We start from the raw sequence: 16,254 nt of genomic DNA, 5'->3' as shown, positions 1-16,254 counted from the left end.
AAACAGCCTCGTAATACAATCAAATATAAAGGGTCGAAATCCGGATAGCTCTGGATCTCGACCTTTCTTTTTTGGTTCAGGCTACATTCAGGTTTGTTGAACTAATTGTTTTGGAATAATGAAAGTTGGGAATTAAGCCAAATAATTTAGACTTATCATGACACTGCTTCCTCTTCCCTCTTCGCTTTCTACTGAGATTTCTCCACCATGCAGCTCCACTATCTTTTTACTGATGGCAAGGCCAAGACCTGTACCTGTTTTTTCAGGATGGGCTTGATAGAACATTTCGGTAACATGCTTCAGTTTTTCTTTTGGTATGCCTATTCCATTGTCTTTTATTTCGATTAGCAACTTGTCTTTTTTTTCATTTAATCGGATGACAACCTTACTATTTTCTATAGAGAATTTAATTGCATTGTCTAGAATGTTTATAAATACCTGTCTAAGTTTATGCTCATCGCCCAAAATCATATATTCCGTTTCTCCGCCGTCCATTTCAATCAGGACGTTCTTTTGTAGAGCTCTGTTTTTCATTTGAAGTGCGACATGGAACAATAGGGAGTTAATATTTAGTACCGTTTGATTTAACGTCATCCTGTCCCCTTGAAGCTTGGAAAAATCAAGGAGCTCTTCCACAAGCAATGTGAGCCTGTTTGCTTCTTTGGAAATGATGTTGACGGCGAGCGCTTTTTCTTCCACTGTGATATCTTCATTAAGAGTTTCGACCCATCCTATGATACTTGTCAAAGGTGTTCTAAGCTCGTGGGAAACAGAGGAAATGAAGTCATGCTTCAACTGGTCGGATTGGACAATTTCATCCGCCATTTTATTGAGTGTACTGGCAAGGGTTTTTAACTCATCCCTGTAAGTCTCATTTATTCGGGTTTTAAAATTCCCATGTGACATCCTTTCGGAAAAATCTATTAATTCCTTTACCGGCATTACGATTGAGTTGGCGAGTCTTTGGCTTATCACAAAGACAATGGCAAGAATTGAAAGGCCGAAAAGCAGGAAGATGCGGTACAGGGAAAACACCTGGTCATCTATCTTCTTAAGGGAAGTATTATATAGCAGCACTCCTACTACTTGTCCCCGTTCTACTAATGGGGCATACACGGACATTGTTCTTTCTTTTCCCCACTTTTCTATTGTGAAGTACGATTCACCTGATATCAATTTTGTTTCGAATGAGACTTTCTTTTCCTTCTCAGGCAAAATACCAGAAGAAGTTGCTATTCGATTTCCATCCAAAGTAAATAAAGATAAATCTATATTATCCATTGTAAAAAGTTCCATAATAACCCTTGCATGTGAATGAAGAGATACCATCTGTTCAGGCTGTGATTGATCATATACATGTACAGATGTTTCTGCATGTCTTATGATTGATTGGGCAACCCCGTGATAATAGAAGCGGTACACGGTGAAGAAAAGAAGTCCTTCGATAAGAACAAGGGTAACAGTGATAAGTACCATATAATGAAGGATTACTCTTCGTTTCATCTTCCATCCTCAACCCAGACATACCCTTTTCCCCAGTAGGTTTGGATAAATGCTGGGTTGGAGGGGATTGGCTCCAACTTTTTCCGCAACCTGCGGATATTTACATCTACCACCTTGATATCTCCTACATAATGTTTCCCCCAAACCTTGTCCAATATATCATCTCTGGATAGAGGGATTGGTGATTTTTCTATTAAGAATTTTATTATTCCATATTCAGTAGGAGTCAACGAAACGGGTTTTTGATTCAAGGAGAGCTCCTCCTTAACGAGATCCAGTGTGAAAGGACCTGAGTGAATAGCTTTTTGCTCTTCTTGCCCTGGTAGTCTCCTCGCAACAGCTTCCATTCTGGCCAGAAGCTCTTTTGGACTGAATGGTTTTGCTATATAATCATCCGCCCCTAGCTTTAGACCCGTTATCTTATCATCTTCCTGTGTTTTTGCAGTTAACATGATAATTCCTGTCGAAGGTTTTTCTTTTTTTATATACCGGCAAAGATGAAGTCCATCTATTCCTGGGAGCATTATATCCAAAAGGGCAAGAAGGGGAGTGTGATGCTTGATAATATCAATTGCCGCTTCCGCTGAAGATGCTTCCAAGACATGATGTCCTGCTCTTTTCACATGAAGAGCAATCAGACTTCTAATGGAGTCTTCATCTTCTACCACAAGTATTTTTGCCATTTTCACATCTCCCCTTTAAGCTTTGATACTAAATGAATAAGATGCTTGTATTGCATGAACCTTTCTTCGTTAGGTATGTAATAAATCATAGTAGGCGTCCTTAAAATAGGAAGCCATCTGCCTCTGTCAAGCGAAGAGACATCAGTGGGGAGCCACCTGATTATTAATAGCTCTTCCTGACTTTTTGTGTTGATGATAGTCAGTCCATCAGGAATATCATTCTTTGAAAAAGTCGTTTTTTGCCTCCACTCGTCTGGAAAATCGATATAAAAGCCATTTTCAAAATCTACATATCTTTCATGAACCAAAAGAAAGCTTCCATTACTTGTCAATTGATAGTAAGCGTGGATCCATGGCATTTCTGCTTGGGGGACGTCCTCCCAGCCGCTAGGTTCATACAACGAACCAACTTCTATGATACCGTCCTCATTCATGTCCTCGGAATAAACAAATCGAGGTTTGTATAATGGGAAATCAACTTCTTCTGTTGCTTTTACCAATCTGTTTTTATTCCATGTGACAATTTGGGTTTGAGCTGAATTCGCGCCTTGAGAGGCATCAAGAAAGATGCCGTCAATTTCCTTATTTATTTTTCCAAGTTTGAGCTCTTCGTAGCCATTTACAAATTCATCTAAGGTAAATTCACTGACCAATTCTAAAGACCATTCCTCTGTCATTTTATACGCAGATAATTTTGCGGACACATTTCTCTCAAAATGCAATGTATATAGCAGAGTGGATTTATCTGAAATAGTACCTGCAATAAATTGGTGGTATTGACCTAACTCCATTAAACTCCACTTGTTATCAGGCGAAAAGCTTATCACAAACAGATGCCGCTGAAATTCTTCAAAGGATTCTGTCGTGACCATCAATTCGTCCACACCATCACCATTCAAGTCTTCCGTCTGAATCATATGGACATCGTAACCTTGCAGTGTGAGCTCACCAGTTTTGCTCCAGTGATTGTCCATATACGAAAACAAATGCATGGAAATATTACCATAATCATTTTCCCTTTGAAAAAAAACAGCTGCATGAATTCTTTCCTTACCAGAGTATAGAAAGGTGATTTTATCTTGCTCCGTCCTTTTGGGGAGTATAGGGACTGTTCTTTCTGGAAGAGACTGTTTTACGATTTCTGATAGCTCCTCCTGTAGCTCCGGTTTTTCCGGGAGCGTAACTAGATTAATGGGGGAGCTGTGGAAATCCATACAGCCTGTCAGCAATAATAGTGTTGAAAGCAAAAGAAATTTGTGCATGAATCTCATCCTTATTGAAATTGTACAGGCTGCATCTCCTCTGTCAGCCCTTTGAAGGTGTAGCCTTTATCAATTAATGTATCTAAAAGTTGCGGTAAATACTCGACAGTAGTGACCAAGTCATGAAGAAGAACAATAGGGGTAATGTCACTTTCCTCTAACTGTCTGATCTGTTGCATTGTTTCATCGACATAATCTTCTCCCCTATAATACCAGTCCATACTATCTACATTCCAATCCCACATTAAATAACCTTCTTTTTCGATCGCCATTATGTATTCAGGGGTCATATGCGGCATGGAACCATATGGGGTACGGATCAGATTGGAGTCTTTTCCTGTAATGTCCCGGATTGCTTTTTGGGTCCTGTTCATTTCATCGAGCACAGATTGCTTGGATGCATAAAATAGGTGTTGATCATGGGTGACACCATGCAATGCCAAGCTATGTCCTTCTTCCATCATTCTCCTTACCAGCTCATCGTTTTTTTTGATCAGCGGTTCCAGCATAAAAAAAGTAGCCGTTGCATCATATTTAGAAAGTACATCCAACAGCGCTTCAGTTGCGTTGTTGGGACCATCATCAAAGGTCAGGAAAATGCTCTTCCCATCCAATTGTAGCTCTTCTTTTGGAGTTACATTTTCTAGTTCTTTCTTGATGGTAGACCCACTCAGAACTTTATGGGGAAATTCAGCCTTTTTTCCAACATGTTTTAAACTGGGTGGCATATCTTTATTGGTTGTAGGCGCTTCAATTTTTCCAGCAGTTTGGCCCAATGGCAAATTGGTTGGAATGAAAAGGATTACTGTCACCATAAGTGCAACGATTACTCTCAACTCCCACTTTTTTACTCTTTTCCTGTTCTTATGTCTACTCATTTCTGCTTCCTCCATACATTTAATCTTGCTTTAAGTGTAAGAGGTTGCTAGTTTGAAAGAGTTACAAAAAGGTTACAATTTCGACAATAATTGCAGATATGGATTCGAACGATATGGGAAGAATAGTTAGTATTTATAACAAAAATGTTGGATTGACCAAGAAAATGGAGAGGGGGGATGGAGTCTTTTATGTGACAGCCATAGGTGGTGTTACTTAGAAATTTTTGGTTGGAACTTATAGAATAATCGGATGATGCGACTGAAAAATTCATGAATGAAAAGCAATTCTTTACGTTTTCCAATTCCATATCTTTTCTCCAAGGGGAATTAGTAAGTTATTCCCCTTATTATTTTGTTAAAGTGATAGGATTTATCTTCATTCTCTCATCTAACCCTTTTTTTCCCGATATAGAGCAGGTGCGAGGAAACTCCAAGTAGATATGGGTCTGTAGCTTTATCTATAAGTAGTTGTAAAAGCTTAAACCGCTCCGACTCTCCCCTATCATTCCAATAGCCCAAGCTTTCTTTGGAGATCATTGCACCGATATTGGAACCGATCAGCTCCATCGTTTCAAACCCATTCACTTCCATGAACGGCTTAATTTCATCTATATTAAAATAGTAGGCACCGGTAAAACGGCCTTCATCGGCATGGTTAAAACAGCCTGAATCGGCATACTCACCAATCGCATCCATTGTGTTATTCGGTTTCCAATTGTGCGGTGCTTGCAAAGACGATAGGATGTGTTTGCTCCTTGGCATGAATGCCACAAATACTACACCGTCCCGTTTTGTAACCCTATGTAACTCTTGTACCGCCTTGATACGGTCCTTCTCATCCTGTAAATGATAGAGTGGGCCAAGCATCAGAGTTGCGTCAAATCGATCCGATTCCAAGTTTGATAGATTTGTTGCATCAGTTGCCTGAAAATCATCAAAAGAACCTCTCAAGCCAAGCTCATCTGCTTTTGATTCCGCTATACCGACCAATCGTGGCGTTAGGTCTGTTAGTGTGAGTCGATATCCCTCTCTGGCCAATTCCATCGAATATTTCCCAGGGCCAGCCCCATTATCTAGTACAGCACCTTCTTTTGGGAGGTACTTCTTGATATAATGCCAGTTTACTTGAAATTCAATGGGCTCCCGTTCCAAGCGGCCCCATTCATCGAATTGATTGTAATAGTTGATAATCTTGCTCATATCGACACCTCTTATCATTATTTTTCCAATGATGAAACATTTGAAAGTTCCAACCCTTCCTTAACAAGCTTCAGAAAGTAATCCTTATGGTCGGGATGGCAGGCAATAAAGTAAGGTGCTTTGCTAGGATCTGTTTGCTCGAACTCATTTCCTTCAAAATCCATGACGATTCCCCCCGCCTCTTTTACCATCAGAATACCGGAATACAGGTCATCCCCTTCCGAGTTGTAGAGTATGATTCCATCGAGATCCCCCTTTGCAAGCATGCACCATTGTAACGTCGGTGCCCAGAGTCTCATCATTCTCTTGCAATTCACATCTATGTAATTTCTTAGTCGTACCGCTCTTTCTTCATTATGGACTTTGTGTCCTTGAATCCAGCCTACAATGGACCTATTAGGATTTTCCTTTTTCTTGATGCTTAGAGGTTTTCCGTTGCAGAATGCGCCCTCTTTGATGGAGGCAACATAGAGTCGGTCCACCATCGGCTCATAGATGACACCGAATACTGGTTCGTTTTGAAAAAGCAGCGTGATGGAAGCAGAAAACACTGGCAGCCCTATTGCAAAGTTATTCGTTCCATCCAACGGGTCGATTTGCCAATACCAATCACTTGCCACACCGTTATCACCTGCTTCTTCACTTTGTATTCGATGATCAGAAAACACCCGGCTTATTTCCTTTAAAATAATCTCTTCCGCTAAATAATCAACCTCTGTCACCAAATCCCCGAATTCATCCTTTTCTTCCATTTGTGCAACCTGATCGAATCGCTCCTTCGCAATGGTACCCGCTTCGACAATGACTTTGGTAGCAACTTTCTTGGCAAGCTCTAAAATATCCTTCATAAATGACCCTCCATTATTTATTTGCATTAGGTTGATAGATGTCTTTTCTTACCCTAAACCTCTCCTAATGAAATTTGCAGAAACAGGCTTAAACCCCATCTCTCTTGCCCAGACGGAAAGCTGCCCAATATGGTGGATTTCGTGTGCAATGACATGAAGTAGAATCTCAGCTTTCGAATAAGTATCTTTGTTCCAAGCAACCTGAATACGTTCATCTGACGAAGACTCGGAATAGCTTTCCTGAAAGATTAGGATTTCCTGTCTGTATTCCTCAGACAATTCCATCACTTTATCAAGCGTTTGATATTCCTCAAAAGGTACGACTAGATCTTCTTTACCTTGAATACCGCAGATCCAGCTGTACTCCACGTCGATGATATGAAAGAAAGTATGGAGAATACTTCCCACTCCGCCCTTCCGGTTTTTTAACAGCTCCTCATTCGATAATTGCTTGCACCATTCGAACCATTCATCTCTGACCTGCCAGTTATATTGGAAAAATTTCAACATATGCCATGCACTCCTTGCTAGCTTTTATTTTCATAGTATTCCAACTGTTCTAACATATCAAGAGCTTCAAATTGAGGAATAAAGAAGTTCTATAGTAAATAGTACCTAATTTGTGGTAACATAGTATAAAATCTGAATATTAAGATATCGTTTTAAGCATATACTTATGCATAGGTAGGTGAGAGAGATTGAAAGTTAACAAGAAATTGCATTTATTCGGCTTTTTTATTCTTTCGTTTTTTCTATTGGAACTGCTGTTCAGAATAATCATGGATGCCCATAATGTATCCCCTATCGGCCAGGGGTTATGGATATCCTTCTTATTTTCTTTTTCCTTAGGATTGGTGTTCCTGGCAGTAGGCTCGATCTTTCATAGCAAGCTTAATTTTATATTAAGTGCAACCTTATTTTCTTTGCTAGGATTTATCTATTCAAGTCAATTAGTCTACCATGATTTCTTCCGGACTTTTTATACCTTTTATTCCGCTGGAAATTCTGCACAGGTCATTGATTTCTGGAGGGAGATCCTTACCGGCATATGGAGCAACCTTATATGGATACTGATATTCTTTCTTCCGATGATTTTGCTCATTATCTTCAGAAATGGCCCTTTCTCTTTTCAAAAATCCAATGCAAAAGTGATTATCAGCTTGTTTGCCATATCTCTATTTCTGCATGGTGGAGGATTGGTGATGGTAGCAAGTGGAGATAGATCTCAAAATACCGCTTACGACCTTTATTTCCACAATAGCTCTCCCGTACTCTCTGTAGAAAAACTGGGGTTGCTTACAAGTATGCGCGTAGATTTAATGAGACTGTTAACTGATTGGTCGCCAGTATTGAAAGAACCGGCTTTAGTTATTACTCCTCCCGTTAAGCAGGAGGAGTTGGATAAACAGACAGAAGAGCTGCCAGGTGAAATTCCTGAACAGTACAATGTGATGGATATTGATTTCGATACCCTAATAGCAGATGAAAAGAATGACACCATAAAAAGAATGCACCAATATTTCTCACAGGTTCCTCCAACCAAGAAGAACGAAAATACTGGTAAGTTCAAAGGCTATAACCTGATATTGATTACCGCGGAAGGCTTCTCACCCTATGGAGTGGATAAGGAAGTTACACCTACCCTACATAAACTCGTGCATGAAGGCTTTCAATTCACTGATTTTTATGTTCCATTATGGGATGTGAGCACTTCTGACGGAGAGTATGTGGCATTAAACGGGTTAATACCGAAAGCGGGAGTCTGGAGTTTTTCCAAATCAGGAAACAATCATGTTCCTTTTGTGATGGGGAATCAATTAGGGAACCTTGGCTATAAAACTGTTGCCTATCATAACCATACTTATTCCTATTACGACCGTCATGTATCACATCCTAATATGGGCTATAGCTATAAGGGAATCGGGAATGGCCTGGATATTAAGGAAACCTGGCCTTCATCCGACTTGGAAATGATGGAGAAGACAACAGGTGACTACATGAAAGATGAACCCTTCCATGCATACTACATGACAGTCAGTGGACACCTTGAATATAATTTTGGCGGTAATCAAATGGCCTACAAAAACAAGGATTTTGTCAGCCACCTGAACCATTCCGACCAGGCAAAAGCTTATATGGCCACCCAGATTGAATTGGACAAGGCGATGGAACATCTACTTTCCCAGCTTGAAAAAGAAGGGGTTGCAGATAACACCTTAATAGCCTTAAGTGCCGACCATTATCCCTACGGACTGGACTATGAGACGATAGATGAGTTCGAAGGCAAGGAAGTGGAACGGAATTTTGATCTATACAAAAGCAACCTGATCATCTATGCAAAAGGAATGGAAGAAACAATCATTACAAAGCCTGTTTCAAGCTTGGATATCCTTCCGACACTCTCCAACCTGATTGGATTGGAGTATGACTCGAGGCTGTTGATGGGCACCGATATCTTTTCCGATTCTGATCCGCTTGTCATTTTCCGTAATAAAAGCTTCATAACGGATAAAGGGAGATATAATGCAGAGACGAAGAAATTCACACCAGTTGCGGGAGAAGAAGTGAATCAATCATACTTGGATCAAATGATAGCCATCGTAGATCAAAAGTTCTATTATTCTGCACAGATATTGGAGAACGACTATTATCGGGTGGTTTTAGGGGATCAACCATAATATCGTTCGACACCGAAAATCAATGATAGGGCTGTATAGAAAGCATTGTTTCATTGAAAAGACAGGCAGGGAAACTCGTAGTTTCCTTGCCTGCTTCCATTTGTGGACTATTGAGTCATTTTCACCATCGAATTCCATTAACCAATGCGACCAGTTCTTCTTTCATCTCTTCTGGTACATTCCAACCCGCCATTTCCACTTTCAAATCGGAAAGTGTGCCATATCCCTTTACAAAGCTGTTAAGCCTGGCAACCAGTGTTGCATCCACAATTTGCTCATGTGTTTCGTAATAGGACATCAATTTTTCCATCGCTTTTGGATAGCGCTTCAGATAATATTTCTGATGCCCTGCTTCCGCGAGGGTAAATCCTTGGTAAGGAGCGATTTCCGTATCAATTTTATATGCCATCAATTTCTCCAGGCTTACTCTCACACGCTCTATCATCTCTTTTTGCTCATAATCATGAAACAAGAGAATAGAAAGATATTGTCGACCTTTGTAGTTCCCGCGGTTTGGATTATGGGACTTCCAAAAGTGCTTTACAATCTCTTCAAAAGCGATTACTTGCGGATCGAAATCGATCTCGAGGCATTCCGTATGATCTGCCATCTGTTTATAGGTCGGATTCTGAATTGTCCCTCCAGCATAGCCGACTCTTGTTCTTATAACTCCAGGTAAATACCCGAACCGGGCATCTGTTCCCCAGAATCAGCCCATCCCGAGTGTTACTGTTGCTAGATTGGGATTGCTCGTAAATGCCATTCTCCCCACTCCTTTCTATTCCATTTTATTAATAAACATGCGGTATAATACACCAATGTACAAGACGTGAACAACTACACCGCCAATCAGGAATGCGGCGAATGAACCAGGGTCCCTCACTCCTGCTGTCATTGCCATTACTGGCCAGAATGGCGGCAAAATTGCTAAAAGCCATTGAAATGAAACAGGCATGAAAAGCAGGAGTATAGGCAAAGTCACACTCACACTTAACACCTTATTCAGGGCCAGACCCTCCACTTTATTGTTGGCAAAATTCGCGAGTATTAATGCAAAGATTGGAGCCTCCAATGCAAACAACAGAGCCAACAGAACACCAGCAATCACCGGAAGTTCTACCAGATCAGCCAATAAGTGAACGGCAAAGAAAAGCAGAAAGGTAAGCACGAATGTGGATCCCATCCGATATCTCATATAACCTGATTTTCGTATGGGGGTTACGGCGTAATAGGCAAGCATCCCTTCGTCCCTGTCATCAAGCAATAGGAATCCTGCCATCATTCCAAGCATGGAGGGAACGGTTAGAAATGCCATAGCAAGAATGGATACATGATAAATCTCCAACGAAAATGAATAGTTCTCCATCAGCCATTTTTCAAGAATAGGAAGAAGAAACCGAATAAATAATGCCAGAATGATGGGGGCAAAAATCCCGACGAGAAGAATGCCATCCCTCCTGATCAATTGAAAATCCGTTTTTGCAAATTGATTGACTCTCATTATTTTTCATCTCCCGCTTTTGCGAGTATAAACTTGTGAAAATCATGCTTGGCCCAGAGGTACAGGATAACAGCCCATAACAGAAGGATGGAAATTCCCAAGAATAACTCCCCTATTTTCAGATCGTGAAAAGTTCCTTCGATTAACAAAAGTCCTGCGTAACTCGGTAGCCATTTGAAAAAAATCGAGTCCCACAATTCAATCAAGCCGACAGCCGGGACAAAGAAAATCATCAATACCAGTGGAGAAGTCAAAAGGAATTGATTGACCGTGTTGACTCTTACCGCAAGCAAGAGTCCGATGAGCGTAAATACAACGGAGCTTAATAGAATACCAACCACAAATGGAATCACATCAAAGTTGGAATGAACCATAAAAAGTATCGCTACACTTGAAAGCAACGAAATAATAGATAAAGAAAGTACTTTGGATATAAGAAATTCTCCAACACTTAAAGGTGTCACAAAAAATGCATCATATACCCCCTGGCTCTTTTCCAACAGTACAATCCCCCCGACAAAAAAAGCACCCAAAAAGGATGGATCGCTGAACACCACTACAATGGTTACAACATCCAAGTAATCGCTTGGAACAAATTTCAGCATCCAAATATAAATAATGGTCATAATCAGATACGCATAATAAAATCCATGCTGAAACTGAAATCGCATATCTGAAACAGTGAGTAGGAGAATCCGTTTCATCTAGCTCAGACCCCTTCCTGTCACTTCAATAAAGATCTCTTCCAGTGACTTCACTTTTGTCGAAATGCTTGCTATGCTATTGGTGCTCAACATGGCCATAAACTCTTTGTTTTCTCCCGCATTTTCCAGAGGAAAGTTCTGTTTCGTCCCTTCCTTTGACTCAACGACGATTCTCTTCTCCCCTCCACTCTCTTTCAACCGCTTGGGAGAATCAATGAGTGCAATTTTCCCGTCCACAATAAAAGCTACACGGTCACAGAGTTCTTCTGCAAGCTGCATATTGTGGGTGGTGAGGATGATGGTCTTTCCTTCTTTTTTCTTCTTGAGAATAATATCCTTCACCTTTTTAGCATTTACTGGATCAAGGCCTGACGTCGGTTCATCCAGAAAGAGAATATCGGGATCATTCAAAAGCGCCCGACAAAAGTTCAGACGCATTTTCATCCCTTTTGAATAGCTGTGAAAGCGATGTTTGGCGTCGTTCTCAAGGTCAACCAGCTTAAGCAGTTCCATCACTGGAATGGTTGGGACGGTATAAAGCCCTTTGAACAGAGCTAAATTTTCATATCCCGAAAGTTTGTGATAAAAATTGGGAAATTCAAAAGCAACCCCAATTCTTTCATAGAAATCCCTGTTTCGTTCTTTCACTTCTGTTCCCATCACCCGGACAGTTCCTTCATAATCCCCGAGAAGACCAATCAAAATCTTCTGCGTCGTACTTTTCCCTGCCCCTGAAGGACCGAGAAAACCGAAGATTTCCCCTTTTTGAACGTCAAAGGTGATGTCCTTAATGGTGTTTACTTCCTTACCTTTGAAACGATACGACAAATTCTTCACTTCAATCATTCGTTTTCCCCCTATTTGAACAAGCGGTCTGCCAAACTTTCCGCCATAAGCTCCATCGTCTCCCAATAAACCTCTTCCCCTATCTCTTTTTGATGCAGTGCCATGAAAATGAAGGAACGGAACGCACCACTCACCACTTCCGGACGTACTGATTCCATCGTTCCTTCCGACTGCCAGAGTTTTACCAGTGGAGTCAAATCCTCTGTATCTTTGTTTATATGCTTCTCCATACGCTCCAGAGGCAGTTTCCTCATCAATCGCTCCATCTCGTTCTGTTGGAATAACTGTTGAATGAATGGGTTTTCTTCAATTGTTTTGATCGAATACAGCAAAAGCTGCATGAATGCTTCAGCTGTCATCGGAGTAGTTATATGGTTAAGAATGGTCGCCTTCAGTTTCTCCTCCTCTTGTTCCAAAATGGTGAAGTATAGTTCTTCTTTGGATGAGTGAAAAAGATAGAAGGTCCCCTGGGCGATTCCCACCGCTTTGGTCAGCTGTGAGATGGATGTCTTTTGCAGCCCGAATCTTTCAAAAAGCTCCTTACCTTTTGACAATAGCTTTTCATGAATGACTTCCTTCTCTTCGTTTGAAAATCCCTTTGACAAATTCTCCGCCTCCATGAACTTATGAATATTTTTATTTTTTATTCATGAAAATTATAACTTTCTCTTCTATAAAAAACAATTAATTTGCACACTGAATGTCTCCTCCATGGAGAGTAAAATCAGAAAAATATCAAACAATAACACCGTATCCACATTTTTCTAAAAAAGGAGAAGATCTTTTGAAAAAAATCATTTTGAAATTAACTATCCTGCTTATGGTCATTCCTATGATTTTTAACTTTGCGAATGCAAAAGCGAATGAGGTCGTAAACCAAAATCAGAAACTAAGCGAATCAGCTGTTCAATTGAAGGGGGATTTAAGAAAGCTCTGGATCGATCATACAATCTGGACTCGAAATTATATTGTAAGTGCACTGGCAGATCTGGAAGATAAGGATAAAGTGTTGGAAAGGCTGCTGAAGAATCAGGAAGACATAGGAAATGCCATAAAACCATTGTATGGGCAGGACGCCGGAGACAAACTGACCTTATTGTTAAAGGATCATATCCTCATTGCCGGCAAAATAGTGGACGCAGCAAAAAAAGGCGATCAGGCCGCTGTTAATAAACACAATAAAGAATGGTATCAGAACGCCGATGACATCGCCAAGTTTCTAAGCCAGGCTAATCCGAACTGGAAGGAACAGGATTTGAAGGATTTGCTTTATATGCATTTGGCCTTGGTTACAGACGATGTTGTAGCAAGAATTAAAAAGGATTGGGATGCGGATATTATCGCTTTTGATAAAGGCGAAGACCATATCATTGTAATGGCTGATGCACTCTCAGATGGCATTATTAAGCAGTTTCCTGATAAGTTCTAAACAAACAAGTGGCCGTCCGAATAGACTTCAAGCTGTCTGTCGGATGGCTTTTTGCTTTTTGGGGGATTACTGGACCGTTGAAGCATTAAATATAGTTTTTGAACAATTTCTTTCTATGGAAATGTACGCTTAAAAAGGAATTAGAAAGCCCCTAATGGACTTCTCATAGATTTTATTGTCATAAAAGCCATAAGAAGGTTACTATTGGACTTTTCATAGGAATATATCCTCAACATGGCCATTAGAACGGCGTTATTGGACTTTTCGTAGGAATTTATCCTCAACTTGGCCATTAAAATGTAATTATCAAAATTCCTAAAGACAGAGGCTGCACAGTAAGCCATAAATAATGACTTTCTGAACAGCCTCTTTTTTACTGCTTATAGCATCTTCTCCAAAAACACCTTTGCACGCTCGGACTTCGGTGCGGTAAAGAATTCCTGCGGAGGGGAGTCCTCCACCAACACGCCATTATCCAAAAATAATACGCGATCGGCCACTTCGCGGGCAAAGCCCATTTCATGGGTCACGATCGCCATGGTCATTCCCGAATGAGCGAGTGCCTTCATAACCTCCAGCACTTCTTTAACCATTTCCGGATCAAGTGCGGAAGTCGGCTCGTCAAACAACATCACTTCCGGATCCATTGCAAGGGCACGGGCAATCGCAACACGCTGCTTCTGTCCGCCGGAAAGTCGGCTTGGGTATTCCTTCGCCTTTTCCAACAGTCCCACTTTTTCAAGCAGGTCCATCGCCTTCGCTTCTGCATCCTTCTTACTAACACCTTTCACGGAAACCGGAGCGTAAGTCAGGTTTTCCAACACGGACTTATGTGGAAAGAGATGAAAGTGCTGAAAGACCATCCCAAGATTTTGACGCACCTTCATGATGTTTGTTTTTTTTCCTGTAACATCTTCACCCTTCACGTAAATATGACCGGATGTCGGTTCCTCCAAAAGATTTAAACAGCGTAGAAATGTTGATTTTCCAGAACCGGATGGGCCGATAATCGCTACTACTTCCCCTTCTTTTATCTGAGTTGATATGTCTTTTAATACTTCCAGCTTGCCAAAGGATTTATGCAAATTATCGACTTTAATCACTGCGTCTCATTCTCCTTTCTATCACTTTTCCAAGAAGTGTAAGAATCATAACAAGTACGTAATAGATCAGACCTGCAAAAATAAATGCCTCCAAGAAAGCATATGTGTTGGATCCAACCATGTAGGAGCGTCTCATTACATCGCTTACCCCGATTACCGTAACAATGGCGGATTCTTTCGTAAGTGTAATGTATTCATTCATAAGTGCGGGCAAAATGTTTTTCAATGCCTGTGGTAAAATGATATCCTTCATCATCTGACCGTAAGGAACGCCAAGAGCCATCGCTGCTTCACGCTGCCCTTTGTCTACAGCAAGGATTCCGGCACGGATTACCTCTGAGATGTAAGCCCCTGAGTTCAGACCGAATGCCAATACTGCTGCTGTTACCGGTTCAAGATTGATGCCAATTGCTTGTGGAAGCCCATAATAGATAATCATCAATTGCAGTACAAGCGGGGTCCCACGGAAAATCGATGTATAAATATCCGCCATAATTGTTAATAGTTTTATTCTACCAATTTTACATAATGCCAAAAGTGTTCCAATAATAAACCCTATAACACCGGCCAAAGCTACCACTTGTAAGGTAACTTTCAATCCTTCAAGTATATATCCAATGGAACCACTTATTGCGCTGAAGTCTAAGAAATCGAAATTCAAGTGCTACCATTCCTCTCTGCTGTATATGCCTCTAATAACAAAATCAAAAGGGTAGCATGTACCCTTTTGATTTATAAGTCTATTATTCTTGGTCTCCGCCGAACCATTTCATGATAAGCTTATCCAATTCGCCGTTTTCTTTCATTTCCCCCAGAACACGGTTGAATTCTGCTGTAAGTTCACTGTCTTTTGGCAAAGCGATGGCAGAACCTTTTTCATCTGTATCGAGATTAAATCCAGTAAGATCGGAATCCTTTTCCATGAAGCCTTTCATGACTGTATCTTCAATGATTGCTGCGTCAATACGTCCAGTTTTTAATTCTTGAATCAATTGAGGAATGCGATCACGGTTTTCTATCTTCTTTAGTTTGATTGTCTTATTGATTTCCTCTGCTTGTTCCAATTGAATGGAACCTAGCTGGGCACCGACCGTTTTTCCTTCTAAATCTTCCACTTTCTCAATCTTGCTATCTTTTAAAGAAACAACCATATGGTGAGCTGTATAATAAACATCTGTAAAATCAACTTGCTCTAAGCGTTCTTCCGTCGGCGTCATACCTGCAAGAATCAAATCGATGTTCCCAGCATCCATTGCAGTGATCAAGCTACCGAAGTCGATATCCTGAACTTTAAGCTCATAACCTAATTCTTCAGTAATCGCTTTTGCTAGATCGATGTCGAAGCCAATTATTTCTTCGCCCTTTTCAGTATCTATGTACTCGAAAGGAGGATAGTCAGCAGAAGTCCCCATAACCAGGACTTTCTTATCACCATTTTCTTCTTCTTTCCCACTGCCGGCTGTTTCGCCGCCATTGTTGGATGTACCGCATGCTGACAACAAACCTACTACTAAAATACTCATCAATGAAACTAAAAACCATTTTTTCACAATAATTTCCCCCTATACTATTTTCAGAAAAGTAAAAATTAATACAATTATGAAACAAACTTACGTTAA

General features: G+C 40.6%; 16 protein-coding genes and 1 pseudogene. 2 read left to right on the top strand and 15 right to left on the bottom strand.

What is annotated here, in order from left to right; genetic code table 11:
- Positions 1 to 132: 132 nt before the first annotated feature.
- The 7 genes from ACQCT5_RS20225 to ACQCT5_RS20195 form a co-directional block, all read right to left on the bottom strand.
- On the bottom strand, positions 133 to 1,503 hold the full coding sequence (locus ACQCT5_RS20225; protein ID WP_499644614.1) for a sensor histidine kinase: 1,371 nt from the start codon (positions 1,501 to 1,503) through the stop codon (positions 133 to 135).
- Positions 1,500 to 2,186, bottom strand: coding sequence for a response regulator transcription factor (locus tag ACQCT5_RS20220; protein ID WP_499644612.1), 687 nt, complete (start codon positions 2,184 to 2,186; stop codon positions 1,500 to 1,502). Before ACQCT5_RS20220 ends, ACQCT5_RS20225 begins: the two co-directional genes overlap by 4 nt.
- 2 nt (positions 2,187 to 2,188) lie before the next feature.
- Positions 2,189 to 3,448: a hypothetical protein gene (locus ACQCT5_RS20215; protein WP_499644610.1), complete on the bottom strand. Its 1,260-nt coding sequence runs from the start codon at positions 3,446 to 3,448 to the stop codon at positions 2,189 to 2,191.
- Positions 3,449 to 3,459: 11 nt separating this feature from the next.
- On the bottom strand, positions 3,460 to 4,326 hold the full coding sequence (locus tag ACQCT5_RS20210) for a polysaccharide deacetylase family protein (protein ID WP_499644608.1): 867 nt from the start codon (positions 4,324 to 4,326) through the stop codon (positions 3,460 to 3,462).
- 384 nt (positions 4,327 to 4,710) lie between these two features.
- The gene (locus ACQCT5_RS20205; protein WP_499644606.1) at positions 4,711 to 5,526 is read right to left on the bottom strand and encodes a class I SAM-dependent methyltransferase; all 816 of its coding nucleotides are present in this window, start codon (positions 5,524 to 5,526) and stop codon (positions 4,711 to 4,713) included.
- Between the two features lie 17 nt (positions 5,527 to 5,543).
- Positions 5,544 to 6,374: an inositol monophosphatase family protein gene (locus tag ACQCT5_RS20200; RefSeq protein WP_499644604.1), complete on the bottom strand. Its 831-nt coding sequence runs from the start codon at positions 6,372 to 6,374 to the stop codon at positions 5,544 to 5,546.
- Between the two features lie 48 nt (positions 6,375 to 6,422).
- Positions 6,423 to 6,884, bottom strand: coding sequence for a DinB family protein (locus ACQCT5_RS20195; protein ID WP_499644602.1), 462 nt, complete (start codon positions 6,882 to 6,884; stop codon positions 6,423 to 6,425).
- A 188-nt stretch (positions 6,885 to 7,072) separates the two neighbouring features.
- On the opposite strand from ACQCT5_RS20195, the gene ACQCT5_RS20190 reads away from it, so the two are divergent.
- Complete coding sequence (locus ACQCT5_RS20190; RefSeq protein ID WP_499644600.1) at positions 7,073 to 9,052, top strand: LTA synthase family protein; 1,980 nt, start codon at positions 7,073 to 7,075, stop codon at positions 9,050 to 9,052.
- 121 nt (positions 9,053 to 9,173) lie between these two features.
- Here ACQCT5_RS20190 and ACQCT5_RS20185 read toward each other — a convergent pair.
- The 5 genes and pseudogenes from ACQCT5_RS20185 to ACQCT5_RS20165 all read right to left on the bottom strand — a co-directional run.
- Positions 9,174 to 9,749: pseudogene (locus tag ACQCT5_RS20185) on the bottom strand (peptide-methionine (S)-S-oxide reductase MsrA); the annotation flags it as partial.
- A gap of 81 nt (positions 9,750 to 9,830) precedes the next feature.
- Complete coding sequence (locus ACQCT5_RS20180) at positions 9,831 to 10,553, bottom strand: Rv2686c family ABC transporter permease subunit (protein WP_499644598.1); 723 nt, start codon at positions 10,551 to 10,553, stop codon at positions 9,831 to 9,833.
- Positions 10,553 to 11,257: a fluoroquinolone export ABC transporter permease subunit gene (locus ACQCT5_RS20175; RefSeq protein ID WP_499644596.1), complete on the bottom strand. Its 705-nt coding sequence runs from the start codon at positions 11,255 to 11,257 to the stop codon at positions 10,553 to 10,555. The genes ACQCT5_RS20180 and ACQCT5_RS20175 overlap by 1 nt, the downstream gene beginning before the upstream one ends.
- Positions 11,258 to 12,103, bottom strand: a complete 846-nt coding sequence (locus ACQCT5_RS20170) for an ABC transporter ATP-binding protein (protein ID WP_499644594.1) — start codon at positions 12,101 to 12,103, stop codon at positions 11,258 to 11,260.
- A gap of 11 nt (positions 12,104 to 12,114) precedes the next feature.
- Positions 12,115 to 12,708 (bottom strand): TetR/AcrR family transcriptional regulator, encoded by a 594-nt coding sequence (locus ACQCT5_RS20165; protein ID WP_499644592.1) that lies wholly within the window; start codon positions 12,706 to 12,708, stop codon positions 12,115 to 12,117.
- Between the two features lie 179 nt (positions 12,709 to 12,887).
- On the opposite strand from ACQCT5_RS20165, the gene ACQCT5_RS20160 reads away from it, so the two are divergent.
- Positions 12,888 to 13,532, top strand: coding sequence for a glycosyltransferase (locus ACQCT5_RS20160; protein WP_499644590.1), 645 nt, complete (start codon positions 12,888 to 12,890; stop codon positions 13,530 to 13,532).
- A 380-nt stretch (positions 13,533 to 13,912) separates the two neighbouring features.
- On the opposite strand, the gene ACQCT5_RS20155 is transcribed toward ACQCT5_RS20160, so the two are convergent.
- From ACQCT5_RS20155 to ACQCT5_RS20145, 3 genes are all read right to left on the bottom strand, one after another.
- Positions 13,913 to 14,635: an amino acid ABC transporter ATP-binding protein gene (locus ACQCT5_RS20155; protein WP_499644588.1), complete on the bottom strand. Its 723-nt coding sequence runs from the start codon at positions 14,633 to 14,635 to the stop codon at positions 13,913 to 13,915.
- A complete protein-coding gene (locus tag ACQCT5_RS20150) occupies positions 14,628 to 15,296 on the bottom strand; it encodes an amino acid ABC transporter permease (RefSeq protein WP_499644586.1) in 669 nt (222 codons plus the stop codon). Before ACQCT5_RS20150 ends, ACQCT5_RS20155 begins: the two co-directional genes overlap by 8 nt.
- A gap of 82 nt (positions 15,297 to 15,378) precedes the next feature.
- Positions 15,379 to 16,185 (bottom strand): transporter substrate-binding domain-containing protein, encoded by an 807-nt coding sequence (locus ACQCT5_RS20145; RefSeq protein ID WP_499644584.1) that lies wholly within the window; start codon positions 16,183 to 16,185, stop codon positions 15,379 to 15,381.
- Positions 16,186 to 16,254: the final 69 nt, after the last annotated feature.

Origin of the sequence: Sutcliffiella halmapala (genome assembly GCF_050107295.1) — a bacterium.
GTDB classification, from domain to species: domain Bacteria; phylum Bacillota; class Bacilli; order Bacillales; family Bacillaceae_I; genus Sutcliffiella_A; species Sutcliffiella_A halmapala_A.
This window is presented reverse-complemented; position numbering and strand designations above follow the sequence as displayed.